The following is a 12,855-nucleotide window of genomic DNA, read 5'->3' as shown; positions in this document are numbered from 1 at the left end:
TCGGATCGGGCCGGTTCATCCGCGCGGCAGCCGTTCCTCGGCGGCCCGGACGGACCGGCCCCTCGTCGTGCGACCGAGGGCGATTCGCCAGGGGGTGCGGGACGGCCCTCAGCCCGCCGAAAACCCTCGTTGGAGGGGCGCACTGGGCCGGTTGCCGTAGTGCCGGCTGCGTTCGGCTGCCGCACCGGGTAGAGGCCCGTCATGGACCATTACGACAGTGAGCGCCCGTGTGGCCGGCACCGGCACACGGAGGACGTCACCCCCATCTACGACCGGCTGCTCGCCGAATGGGAGGCAGCCCGGCGGGCCAGGCAGCTGGGTGCGCCGCGCCCCGAGTCCGATCCGCCCTACGTGGGTCGCCTCGTCCCCGCGGCGCGCACGTCCGGCGAGACGCTCGGTGACTGACCGGGCCGGGCCGAACTCACGCTGGATCCGAACCATTTGAGTGGTACCGCGGAACCGACGCTTCCATATCCGGTTGATCAGTGCGTCCCAGAGCGGGACGCTCTGAAAGGTGAAGCGTGATGAAGAAGTTGATGGCCGGCGCGGCAGTGGCCGTATCCCTGGTCGGTCTGTCGGCTGCCGCGGCCCCCTCGGCCATGGCGATCGGCAATGACCAGGGCACCACGTCGGTCAACGGCAACGGGACGCAGCAGTCGTTCGGCAACAGCGTGACCCAGGGCGACCGCAGCCCGCAGTTGCAGCTCGTCCAGGGCTCGCTGAACAAGGCTTGCGTCGGCCTGCCGGCCAAGGCCAACGCCGGCTCGGTCGTGGGTCTGCTGGTGCCCGTCGCGGTCCAGGACGTCAACGCCCTGCACTCGCCGCAGAACCAGCAGTGCGCCGAGAACTCCACCCAGGCCAAGGGCGACGAGGCTCTCTCACACATCGTGGACGACGTCCCGGTCCTGTCGGGCAACGGCGCCGACAACCGCTGACGCCGCGTGAGCCGCGGACGGTCCAGGGTGAGCGCCCGGACCGCCTGCTCTCCCATGCGGTACCGCCGCGCACGACGATGCCCACCGCTCAACGGGGGGTGGTGGACATCGGCCGGGCCGGGCGGATCAGCCCAGGGAGCGCACCGGCAGAAGACAGTGGGCGGAAGTCATGACGACCTCTTCGTCCGCGGCGAAGGAACGCAGCAGCTCCTCGCCGACCGGCCGGCCCGGCACCGCCGCCGGCCACGGGCGGGTGGCGAACATCGCGTAGACCTCCCCCCGGTCGCGGGCCGCGACCAGCCACTGAGGCGGCACCCGGTACTGCGCGGTGAAGTGAGGCAGTGTCAGTACCGCCTGGCCGGCCTGGACCAGGAGCGTGACCGGGAGGCCCGGCGTCTCGGCGGCGCGTACGAGACCGGCGCCGACCGGAAGCCCGCAGCGCTCCAGAGCCACCCTCATCGCGGCCTCACCGGCGGCCGGGCCGTCCGTCCCGTCGCCCAGCGAGTAGACGAGCAGAAAGGCGACATCGGGTCCGCCATCGGGGTGCTCGCCGGTCCACCCGATCAGGGAGAGCGTGCCCAACTGGGCTTGTGTGAACGGGCTGATGGCCGTCTGGGGTGAGGTCATGCTCGGCACCATAACGGCAACGGACCGGCCGTTGTGCGCCTGTTTCACCTGATCGAGGGAGACTTCGTGGCAACTCCGACGAACGCCCCGGACCGATGTGCCCGCGAGGACCTGGGGCGAAAAATGCGTTGACGGCGTCGGGCGGCCCCCGGCTATCGTGTGCAGTGTTGCGGCCGGCGGGCATACCGCCGGTGTCGGCCCGTGCTGTGAACCAGGAGGTGAGGACATTGATGACTGTCGTTGCGATGGGCGCTGCCCACAACCGGAAGAGCATCGTTCTCGCCCCCGTGGTCGCCGGCTGACCTTCTTTCGTACTTCTCCGCGCCCGAGTGCGCGTTGCCGGGGCCACCCTCCGAAGGGTTTCCCTTGTCTTTCTCCCCGCTTTCCCCGCTCTCCTCCAACACCGGTCCGTCCTCGTCGCATCCGCTGTCGCCGTACGGCTGGGACGACGCCTGGGCGGCCGAGTTCGCACCGCACGCCGCAAAGGGGCTGCTGCCCGGACGGGTGGTTCGGGTGGACCGTGGTCAGTGCGATGTCGTCACGCCCGACGGCACCGTCCGCGCGGACACCGCGTTCGTCGTCCCTCGCGACCCCATGCGGATCGTCTGCACGGGCGACTGGGTCGCCGTCGACCCCGACGGTGATCCGCAGTTCGTCCGGACACTGCTGCCGCGACGCACCGCCTTCGTGCGCTCGACGTCGTCACAGCGCTCCGAAGGGCAGGTGCTCGCCACCAACGTCGACCACATCGCCATCTGCGTCTCGCTCGCCGTGGAGCTCGACCTGGGGCGGGTGGAGCGCTTCCTCGCGCTCGCCATGTCCAGCTCCAGCGGTGACGCGCTGCTGCGGGACGGTGCGTCCGCCACGGACGGTGCAGCCCAGCCGATCGTGGTGCTGACCAAGGCCGATCTGGTGCCGGACGCCGACACGCTGTCGTATTTCGTCCAGGACATCGAAGCCGTCGCGCCCGGGGTGCAGGTGCTGCCCGTCAGTTCAGCCACCGGTGAGGGGCTCGACGTCTTCGGCGCCATCGTCTCGGGCGGCACGAGCGTGCTGCTCGGGGCCTCCGGTGCGGGCAAGTCGACCCTTGCCAACACGTTGCTCGGCGAAGACGTGATGGACGTACAGGCCGCCCGTGACGTCGACGGCAAGGGCCGGCACACGACCACGACCCGCAATCTGCTGGTTCTGCCCGCCGGGGGCGTACTGATCGACACACCCGGACTGCGCGGGGTCGGCCTCTGGGACGCGGAGACCGGCGTCGGCCAGGTCTTCTCGGAGATCGAGGACCTGGCCCGGCGATGCCGGTTCCACGACTGCGCCCATCAGTCCGAGCCCGGCTGCGCGGTACTCGCCGCGATCGATGACGGTTCGCTCTCCGAGCGGCGCCTCGACAGCTTCCGCAAGCTGCTGCGCGAGAACCAGCGCATCGTGGCCAAGACCGATGCCCGGGTACGGTCCGAGATGCTGCGCGAATGGAAGCGCAGGGGGGCCGCGGGCCGGGCCGCCATGGACGCGAAGCGGGGCCGGGTGCGGTAGCGCCGCGCTCCGGTCTGGGGGCCGGGTCGACGTCCGAAAACCGCGAGTGCGCCACCGCTCGGTGGCGCACACTGGACGGCGTGATGGACGAACGGACCAGGTACGAGGCGGTGAGCAGCCGCGACGCACGGTTCGACGGGGAGTTCTTCTTCGCCGTCGAGACCACCGGCATCTACTGCCGGCCGAGCTGCCCCGCCGTCACCCCCAAGCGGAAGAACGTCCGGTTCTTCCCGACCGCCGCCGCTGCCCAGGGCAACGGCTTCCGGGCGTGCAGGCGCTGCCGCCCGGACGCCGTCCCGGGGTCCGCGGAGTGGAACGTACGGGCCGATGTCGTCGGCCGTGCCATGCGGATGATCGGTGACGGCGTGGTCGACCGGGAGGGCGTGCCCGGGCTCGCGCACCGGCTCGGCTACAGCTCGCGCCAGGTGCAGCGGCAGCTCAACGCCGAGCTGGGCGCCGGACCCGTCGCGCTGGCCCGCGCCCAGCGGGCGCACACCGCACGGGTGCTGCTCCAGACGACGGGGCTGCCCGTCACCGAGATCGCGTTCGCGTCCGGCTTCGCCAGCGTGCGTCAGTTCAACGACACGATCCGGCGGATCTACGCCCGCACGCCGAGCGCGCTGCGGGCCGAGGCCGGGACCGGACCGGGGGCGGGGATACGGGAGGCGCGCACGGCCGGAATCCCGCTCCGGCTCGCCCACCGGGGACCGTACGCCGCCCGGGAGGTCTTCGATCTGCTGGCCGGCGAGGCGGTCGCCCGGGTCGAGGAGGTCAGCGGCGAGCCCGGTGCCCGCACCTACCGGCGCACCCTGCGGCTGCCGTACGGCACGGGCGTCGTCGCCGTCGACGAGCGGTCCGCCGGGGCATGGCTGGACGCCAGGATCAACCTCACGGATCTGCGCGATCTGACCACGGCCGTGCAGCGGCTGCGGCGCCTCTTCGACCTGGACGCCGATCCGTACGCCGTCGACGAGCGGCTCGGCGCCGACCCCGGGCTGGCACCGTGCGTCGCGGCCCGCCCCGGGCTGAGGTCGCCGGGAGCCGCGGACCCCGAGGAGTTCGCGGTACGGACGCTCGTCGGCCGGGAAGCGGCGGAGCGGCTCGTGGAGACGTACGGGAAGGTCCTCGACGTGCCGTGCGGCGGTCTGACCCATGTGTTCCCGGAGCCGGGAGTGCTGGCGGGCGCGGCGGACGATCCGGCGCTGCGGACACTGGCGGCCGCGCTCGCCGACGGGACCGTGCGTCTCGACGCCGGCGCCGACCGCGACGAGGCCGAGCAGGCGCTGCTGCGGCTGCCGGGGATCGGTCCGGCAGCCGCGACGCTGATCAGGATGCGGGCACTCGGCGATCCCGATGTGGATCCGGACGCGTCGCCCGGGGCGGAACGGTGGCGGCCCTGGCGCTCGTACGCCGTGCGCCATCTGGACTGCCGGTGACATCGGCCCCGTCGAGGGGCCGCATTTCCTTCACCGGCCGGAATCCGGGACCGGCTTCCCAGCACATCCGTCCCCGCACGCCGACCCCACCGCCCCACCGCCCCGTCGGCCGTCGTTTCACCGGACCGTGGTCCTACGGCCTGCGACCGGACCGGCTCAGACCGGCAGACCCCAACGCGGCGCCGCCGCGTTCGGGGCGACCGGACGGATCGTCAGGTCCGGGCGGTCGCCCGCGGCCGTGATCAGCGCCGAGTCGCCCTTGCGGAGGCCGATCCGCACCGTGCCGTCCGCGACATCCTCATACCTCACCGGCCGTCCGTGGCGGTCCCGGATCTCGATCGGGCCGTCGATGCCGTGGCGTACGACGCAGGGGGCGCCGGCCTCGCTGGTCACCCGCACCCAGCGGGTCCGGCCTTCTCCCCGTACCGCGCTGAGCAGGAACGCGCCCTGGGTACGGAAGTCATGGACGGTCAGCTCCCGCCAGGCGGCGGGCAGCGCCGGGAAGACCCTGATCGTGCCGCCCCAGGACTGGCACACCATGTCGTGCAGCGACTGGGCCGCCGAGAGCGGGGTCTCGATGACCGGGCCCGACTCCTTGTACATGGTGTTCGCCTGGATGAAGCGGCTCATCAGCTGGCCGAGGTACTTCAGCGCGTCCTCGCCCTTGCCGAGCAGCGCGGACATCGAGGCGGCACCGGTGAAGGTGTAGCCCTGCAGGGCGCCTTCGAACCCCACCCAGTGGGCGAGGGACTTCTCGATCAGGGCGCGCTCGTCGGGCGTCGCACCCGTCAGCTCGTACAGCGGATACACCGCGAGCATGTGCGAGTAGTGGCGGTGCGACTTCGCGAACGGAACCCCGGCGCCGATCATGAACCCATTGGCGTCCACCGGGTAGGGCGCGAGCTTGGCCAGCACCTCCTGCCAGCGGGCCGTCAGCGGGTCGTGGACGCCGAGTCGCTCGGCCGAGTCCAGCAGGGTGCGGCAGCCCCAACGCAGCAGCATCAGGTCGTAGTTGCAGTCGGGGGCGTTGACGCCGTACTCGGGGGAGAACGTCGCCGGGAGGTGCAGCTTGCCGTCCGCACCGGGCGCCAGGAAGTGCAGGTAGTAGTTGACCGCCTTGCGCAGCAACGGGAACAGCGTGTCGCGCAGGATCGACTCGTCCATGGTGTGCCGGTAGGAGAGCCACACGTTGTGCAGCGCCCAGGTGAGGTTGCCGACCTCGGGAGTGGGAGGGTCCTGGCCGGGGATGCCGACGCCGTAGCCGCCGTCGGTCACGGACGCGCCGTTGACCAGCTGAGGGTCGGTGGTGCGCGGGATGCCGGCCGAGTCCGCCCGGTAGGGGGCCGCCACCTCGCGGGAGAGCTGTTCCCGGAACTCGCTCAGGGCGCGGGTGACGGCGTCCAGCTCCAGATGGTTGGAGCCGTGGATCAGCCAGTACTCCAGCTGGACGTTGAGGTTCCACCAGGTGTTCGGCCACGGTGTGGGCTCCAGCCAGGGGCCCGAGGTCGCCATCACGGGCGCGTCCTTGCGGGCCGCCGACGCCGTCTTGTAGAGCTGGATCCAGTAGAAGCGCTGCAGCCGGGCGTCCGGAAGTGACAGGAAGCTCTTCCGGTAGAACCGGTCCCACCAGGAGCGATGCGGGGTGGCGAGCAGCGCGTACGGGAGGGCGGAGGCGGTCTTGACCGTACGCAGCGCGCGGTCACGTGCGGTCGTCTTCGGGTGGGAGTGCGTGACGGTGACGTACAGCGTGCGGCTGTCGCCCCTGGTGCGCTCCCGCCAGGCGGTGACGTGCCGGCCGCCCGCCAGCAACGGCTGGACGGCGGCGGTCACCTCGCCGTGCTGCTCGATGACGGCGGGCGGGTTGCCCGTGTAACCGTCCGGCAGAGGCTTGAAGTCGGCACGCGGGCTGATGGCGTCGGCCGGGTGGAAGAGCCAGCGGAAGCCCTGCTCGCCCTCGCTCGGGGTGATTTCGACGGCGAGCAGATCGCTGGAGGAGTGGACGAAGGCGCGGAGCTTCAGGGTGCCCACGGTGGTGGTGATCGTGCCTTCGAGCTCGGCGGTGCGCAGTCGCATCCACCACTCGATGCCGGTGATGGTGCCGGCCGGTTCCAGGGTGAAGTGGCCGATCGGCAGGCGGGCGAGGCCGAAGAGGGAACCGAACTCGGGGCGGTGGTCCTGGACCTCGGAGTGCTGGACGTTGAAACGGACGGCCGTGGTCGTGGCGCCCGGCTCGGCGTAGATGCCGGAGCCGAGGCGGCCGTTGCCCAGATACGGGCCCTCGTACCAGGTCGTCGGCAGCTTCTGCCAGAGCAGATCGGCGTCGTCGAGGACGGTGCGCCAGCTGTCGTCGGGGGAGTGCACGACGGGCGCGGCGGAGGTGGCAGGTGCGGTGGCCGCGGCTGCTGCCTGGGCGGGGACGGCCGTGCCGCCCACCACCAGGGCGCCGCCGAGCGCCGTGCCGGTGGCGAGAACAGTTCTTCGGGAGGGGGACGGCGGCGAAGAGGCCGTCCGGAGAGTCCGGGGCGTGCAGGAAGGGTCCGGTGCTGTGGGCAAGGCGTCTCCTGGCGACTCGATCGCAGGCACATCAATTCATCCGAGCTATTCCTTCACGGAAGGTAGGCAAGGGTGATCCTGGCGTCAATAGAGCGGGAGAGATCCGATGTGTTACCGCTTATCTGGACAGCGTCCAGCCTGATGTTCACCGAGAGAGATGTGAGCGGTCAGCTCCGGATCACCGCGACCAGCCACGTCCCCGTCACCAGCAGACATGCGAACAGCTCGACGAGCACGGAGTAGCCGGTGGCCCGCATCACCGAACGGAGCGAGGCCCGGGCCGCCCCGCCGCTGCCGAGCCGCAGCCGCTCCGCACCATAGACAGCCCCGACGTACCCCACGATCCCGCCCACCACGGGCAGCACGAAGAAGCCCACGATCCCGGCGATCCCGCCCAGCATCAGCGTTTTGCGCGGGGCGCCGGACTCGCGCGGGCGGCGCGGCCGCAGCAGTGGCTTCAGCGCCTGGTTCAGCAGCAGGAGCGCGGTGGCGCCGATCAGTACGCCCCAGGCGGCCGGGGTCCTTTCGGTGAGTGCCCACCACAGCACGGCTGCCCAGACCATCGCCTGCCCCGGCACCCCGGGCACCAGCACGCCGACCAGGCCGAGCAGAATGACCAGGCCCACGGCGATGAGCTGCCACACACCCATCTGACCAGCCTGCCGGAGTCCGGCAGGTCCCGCCCGGCGGCAAGGTGCCCGGCGGGAGCCGAAGATGCAGATCAGAGGCGTAATGGGGGGCGATCGCGAGACCCTGCCGGACAGCCTGTCTCAGGCTCGCGGGCTGCGGGAGACCCAGCCCCGTTCGTACGCATGCCAGCCCAGCTGCAGCCGCGTCGACACGCCGGTCAGCTCCATCAGGCCCTTCACCCGCCGCTGGACGGTCCGCAGCCCCAGCTCCAGCTGTTTCGCCACGCTCGCGTCCGTCAGCCCGGCCAGCAGCAACGACAGAATCTCCAGGTCGGTCGGATCGGGTCCGACGGTGGTCTCCTGAGCCCAGCCGCTCTCGCCGAGCCGCAGCGGCATGGCCTCGCGCCACACCGCCTCGAAGAGCCCCATCAACGACTCCAGCAGCCCGGAGGCATGGACGACCAGCGCCGCCGGCTCGGCGCCGCGACCCGTCAGCGGCACCATGGCCAGCGAGGCGTCCGCGACGACCAGCTTGGTCGGCACCCGGTCGACGACCCGGCACTGCTCGTTCCGGCTCAGCGCCGCCGACAGTTCCAGGATCCCGCTCGGCAGCGCGAGCACCTCGCGCTCGATCACCACCCGGAACGACACTCCACGGGTGGCGGCCCGCTCCTCCGACTCGTTCTCCAGACCGCTGACCGCGATCGGGTTCCCGGTGACCAGCGCGCACACCTCGCTCGCCGCCCCCAGCTGCAACTGGTGGAAGCGGTGCGCCACCGCGCTCGCGCCCGTGACCACCTCGACCAGGTCGTGCACGGCGGGTTCGGCGGCATCCGCCCGGTACTCCTCGGCGAGCAGCGCCGCCGCCAGCTCCGCCTGCTCCAGCTCATGGCGCTGCTGGGTGAGCAGCGCACCCAGGGCGACCCCGGGAGGCGCCGCCACCCACCGGCCGGTGCGGGCGGACGACTGGGCGGCGAGACCCTGCTGCTCCAGCCGGCGCAGCGCCCGCTCGGTCTCCGACTCGGGAAGCCCCAGCCGGTGCGCGAGGTCGTTGACCTCCGCCGCCCCCATCGCGACGAGCGCACGGTAGGCGGACTCCTGTCTCTCGTCGAGACCTATGGCTCCCAGCACCTTCGGACCCCTCCCCGGACGCGTCATTTCTGCATCGTTGCGCACTCTTCGGCAGGTCGGCGGTGGCGGAAAGCGGCCACGGCGTAAACCCGCCGTGTACATCATCCCTGTATCGCACGTACCTCTGCCAATGTGGCGCCACCGCAGTACCAACAACCTCCGGAAACAAGGCCTTTGTGTGCCCTTCTTCCGGAATCACCTGGGGAGAGCGATGCGCCCGATATCGCGTACGGCGCTGGGAGCGGCGACAGCCGCCGTCCTGGCCGCCACCGTGGTAGCGCCGTCCGTGGCCGTGCCACAGGACGCGCCCGCCGCGACAAGACCGCTCACCGGAAGTGCGGCAGCCACCGCTGCCGCCGCCGGGAAGGGCAGCAAGCCGGTCACCGTCACCCTGGTCACCGGGGACAAGGTTCTGGTGAGCACGGACCGTTCGGGGGCGGCGTCCGCCACCGCGCTGCCACGCGAGGACGGCACCGTGCCGCTCATCCAGACCCGGCAGTCCGGCAAGGACCTGTACGTCTACCCGGACACCGCGACCGAGGCGCTCGCCGCGGGCAAGGTCGACGAAGAACTCTTCAACGTCACCGGACTGATCCGCCAGGGCTACGACGACGCGAGCACCAAGTCGCTGCCGCTGATCGCGGTGTACGGCCAGGACCTGGCCCGCTCGGCGCCCGTCACCCCGCGCGGAGCGAAGCGCGGACTCGCGCTCGACGCCATCGACGGCGTCGCGCTCAAGGCGGACAAGGAGAAGGCCGCCGACTTCTGGTCGGACGTCACCGACACCCGCTCCCGCTCGGTCTCCGGTCTCAAGAAGCTCTGGCTCGACCGCAAGGTTCAGGCCACTCTCGACAAGTCGACGAAGCAGGTCGGCGCCGACCTCGCCTGGGCCGCCGGTTACGACGGCAAGGGCACCAAGGTCGCCGTGCTCGACACCGGTGTCGACGCCGAACACCCCGACCTCAAGGGCCGGATCGCCGCCTCGGAGAACTTCACCGACTCCGGCACCACCGACGACCGGCAGGGCCACGGCACCCACACCATCTCCACCGTGGGCGGATCCGGCGCGGCCAGCGACGGGAAGAAGAAGGGCGTCGCCCCTGGCGCCGACCTGCTCGCCGGCAAGGTCCTCAACGACAGCGGTTCCGGCGCCGAGTCCTGGATCATCGCCGGTATGCAGTGGGCCGTCGACCAGAAGGCCGACGTCGTCTCGATGAGTCTCGGCAGCCAGACGCCGACCGACTGCACCGACCCGATGAGCGTCGCCGCCGAGGAACTCGCCCAGAGCAAGGACACCCTGTTCGTGATCGCGGCGGGCAACTCCGGCCCGACGCTGAACACTGTCTCCTCGCCGGGCTGCGCCCCCAGTGTGCTGACCGTCGGCGCCGTCGACCGCGACGACTCCACCGCCCAGTTCTCCAGCCGCGGACCCGTGATCGGCTCGCACACCCTCAAGCCCGAGATCTCCGCCCCCGGCGTCGACATCTCGGCCGCAGCGGCCGGTGGCCGCGGGGTGTACGCGTACCGGACGATGTCCGGTACGTCGATGGCCACCCCGCATGTCGCGGGCGCCGCCGCCATCGTGAAGCAGCGTCACCCGGACTGGACAGCACAGCAGATCAAGGCCGCTCTCGTGTCCTCCGCGAAGAGCGACATCCCCGGCGACGTACGGGAGACCGGCGGCGGCCGCCTCGATGTCAAGGCCGCCATCGACACCACCGTCGTCGGCGCCCCCGCCGTCCAGGGCGGCACGTTCAACTGGCCGCAGGACAGGAGCGACCGCACCACGGTCGACGTCCCGTACACCAACTCCGGCACCAAGCCGGTGAAGCTGTCGCTGAAGGTCCAGGGCGTCACCGGCAACGACGGCTCGGCGGTCCGCTCCTCCGTCGCCAAGCTGGACGCGAGCAGTGTCACCGTGCCGGCCGGAGCGACCGTCAAGGTCCCGCTGCACATCGACCCGACCGCGCAGCTGAAGGCCGCCCAGTACGGCGACGTCACCGGGCGCGTACTGGCCACCGGCGCCGACGGCGTCAAGGTCTCCACCCCGTTCTCGCTGTACGTCGGCGCCGAGACGGTCACCCTGCGCGTCAAGCTCATCGACCGCACCGGCAAGCCCGCCGCGGGTTCCTCCTCGCTGGACGTCATCGGCACCGACACCGCCAGCGGTGAGCGCCGCTTCAACGACGGGGCGGCCGACCAGGTGTACCAGGTGCGCCCCGGTGCGTACTTCGTCTCCAGCTTCGTCATGTCGCCGGACCTGAAGGACGCCACCGGCAGGATGGTCGAGTCCGTCGGCTACCTCGCCAGGCCGCAGCTGAACGTCACCAAGGACACCACCCTGGTACTGGACGCCCGGAAGGCCCACCGGATCCAGGTGAAGACCGAGGACCGCAGGTCCGAGAACCGCTCGACGACCCTCAGCTTCGGACGCAGCTGGGACGACGTCTGGCTGCACTCGGGTTCCGTCACCGGCAGCCGCGTCGTGAAGAACTACCTGGCCGACGTCGAGGGCAGGGCCACCGACGGCGACTTCGAGTTCGCCAGCTTCTGGCGTGCGTACGCCCCGCAGATCGAGAAGCTCTCGGTCGTCGGCGGTGCCGAGCTGCACCCGCAGACGGCCAGCACCAGCGCCGTCAGCCTCGACGGTACGGGCGAGGCCGCGCTCGTGGACGCGGGCACCGGCACTCCGGACGAGCTGAAGGCCGCCGGCGTCGCGGGCAAGATCGCTCTGGTGAAGGTCGCCGACGACGGATTCATGACCGTCCAGGCGCGGAACGCCAAGGCCGCCGGCGCCAAGGCGATCATCGTGTACCGCCCGTCCGCGGGCACCTGGCTGCCGTCCCTCGGCTTCGGCTCGGCGCCGTTGCCCTCCCTCGCGATCGAGACGAGTGAGGCCGCCGGCCTGACCGCCGCCCTCGCCGACGGTCTCGTGACGCTGCGCTGGAAGGCCACCGCCGCCAGCCCGTTCGTCTACAACCTCAGTTTCCCCGAGACCGGCCCGGTCACCTCGGACCGTACGTACAAGGTCCGTGACAGCAAGCTCGGCAAGTCCACCGCCACATACGAGGCGATGGGCGTGGCAGCCGACTACGTCGACTCGGTGGTCATGGACCGGCCGTACGGCGGGCGCTTCTCCGCCGCGTTCGACACCGTCGCCGTCCCGGGCAAGCGCACCGAGTACTACTCGGCGGGCGACAGCGCCTGGGAGCGCTTCGTCTCCTCCAGCTTCCCCTGGGGCGAGTCCATGGTGGACCCCGCCCACACCTACAAGTCCGGCTCGCAGCGCACGGAGAGCTGGTACCGGGGGATCGTCGGTCCGTCCACTCCGCGCGACTTCCAGGGCAAGGAGGTGCTCGCCGCCGAGCGGCAGGACAACCTGATCGGCGTCGCCCCGGGCTTCTGGGCCGACAGCGAACATGGTGGTATCCAGGGCTCGTTCGGTGACCTGGGCAACATGACACTGACCAGCGGCGACAAGAACTACGGCAGCAGCGGGTACCCGTCCGGCGTGTTCGAGGTGCCGGCCGAGGACGCACCGTACGAGCTGACCATGGTCACCATGAAGGTCGGTTCCCCCGCGGCCGTGTGGAAGCGGTCCACCCAGACCGAGACCACCTGGAAATTCCGTTCGAAGCGGGATGAGAACGCGTACTCTCAGGGCATCCCGCTCCTCTTCCCGGGCTACGACCTGGCGACGGACGGGATGAAGACCCTGGCGGCACAGGACGGTCAGAAGATCGGCCTGAGCGTCACCGGCCACGCGGGCTACACACCCGGCAAGCTGACCGCGGCCAAGGTCTCGTACTCGTACGACGGTGGCACGACCTGGACCCAGGCCACCACCGCACAGCGGGACGGGCGTTGGACCGCGACCGTGAACCACGCGGGCGCGGCCGGCAAGCCGGTCACGCTGAAGACGGAACTGACGGACGCCAACGGCAACTCCGTCGTCCAGACCATCGTCGACGCATACGCGGTGCGCTGACCCGGGTCACACCAGAA

The 12,855-nt window shown here is 71.0% G+C and carries 9 protein-coding genes; 5 read left to right on the top strand and 4 right to left on the bottom strand.

All coding sequences use genetic code 11. The features are described 5' to 3' along the window. The first annotated feature begins 201 nt into the window (after positions 1-201). Both OHB49_RS09985 and OHB49_RS09980 read left to right on the top strand, forming a co-directional pair. On the top strand, positions 202-405 hold the full coding sequence (locus OHB49_RS09985) for a hypothetical protein (protein ID WP_329159576.1): 204 nt from the start codon (positions 202-204) through the stop codon (positions 403-405). 119 nt (positions 406-524) lie between these two features. Next, on the top strand, positions 525-935 hold the full coding sequence (locus tag OHB49_RS09980) for a rodlin (RefSeq protein ID WP_329159574.1): 411 nt from the start codon (positions 525-527) through the stop codon (positions 933-935). Between the two features lie 126 nt (positions 936-1,061). Here the strand turns inward: OHB49_RS09980 and OHB49_RS09975 are convergent, their stop codons facing one another. Next, positions 1,062-1,562: a DUF5949 family protein gene (locus tag OHB49_RS09975; protein ID WP_329159572.1), complete on the bottom strand. Its 501-nt coding sequence runs from the start codon at positions 1,560-1,562 to the stop codon at positions 1,062-1,064. Between the two features lie 366 nt (positions 1,563-1,928). Here OHB49_RS09975 and rsgA point away from each other — a divergent pair, with 366 nt between their 5' ends. Both rsgA and OHB49_RS09965 read left to right on the top strand, forming a co-directional pair. Next, positions 1,929-3,101: a ribosome small subunit-dependent GTPase A gene (gene rsgA, locus OHB49_RS09970; protein WP_329159570.1), complete on the top strand. Its 1,173-nt coding sequence runs from the start codon at positions 1,929-1,931 to the stop codon at positions 3,099-3,101. 83 nt (positions 3,102-3,184) lie between these two features. Then, positions 3,185-4,537 (top strand): DNA-3-methyladenine glycosylase 2 family protein, encoded by a 1,353-nt coding sequence (locus OHB49_RS09965; protein ID WP_329166426.1) that lies wholly within the window; start codon positions 3,185-3,187, stop codon positions 4,535-4,537. A gap of 156 nt (positions 4,538-4,693) precedes the next feature. Here OHB49_RS09965 and OHB49_RS09960 read toward each other — a convergent pair whose 3' ends face one another. From OHB49_RS09960 to OHB49_RS09950, 3 genes are all read right to left on the bottom strand, one after another. Further along, entirely contained in the window at positions 4,694-7,090 is a 2,397-nt protein-coding gene (locus OHB49_RS09960; RefSeq protein WP_329159568.1) for a glycosyl hydrolase family 95 catalytic domain-containing protein, read from the bottom strand. 167 nt (positions 7,091-7,257) lie between these two features. Then, entirely contained in the window at positions 7,258-7,740 is a 483-nt protein-coding gene (locus OHB49_RS09955) for a DUF456 domain-containing protein (RefSeq protein ID WP_030974991.1), read from the bottom strand. Between the two features lie 120 nt (positions 7,741-7,860). Continuing rightward, positions 7,861-8,850, bottom strand: coding sequence for a helix-turn-helix domain-containing protein (locus tag OHB49_RS09950; protein ID WP_329166425.1), 990 nt, complete (start codon positions 8,848-8,850; stop codon positions 7,861-7,863). 211 nt (positions 8,851-9,061) lie between these two features. On the opposite strand from OHB49_RS09950, the gene OHB49_RS09945 reads away from it, so the two are divergent. Continuing rightward, on the top strand, positions 9,062-12,838 hold the full coding sequence (locus OHB49_RS09945) for a S8 family peptidase (protein ID WP_329159565.1): 3,777 nt from the start codon (positions 9,062-9,064) through the stop codon (positions 12,836-12,838). The last annotated feature ends 17 nt before the right edge of the window (positions 12,839-12,855 follow it).

Source organism: Streptomyces sp. NBC_01717 (assembly GCF_036248255.1).
GTDB lineage: Bacteria > Actinomycetota > Actinomycetes > Streptomycetales > Streptomycetaceae > Streptomyces.
The sequence above is the reverse complement of the archived record's forward strand: the minus strand, read 5'-3'. Positions and strand labels throughout refer to the sequence as shown.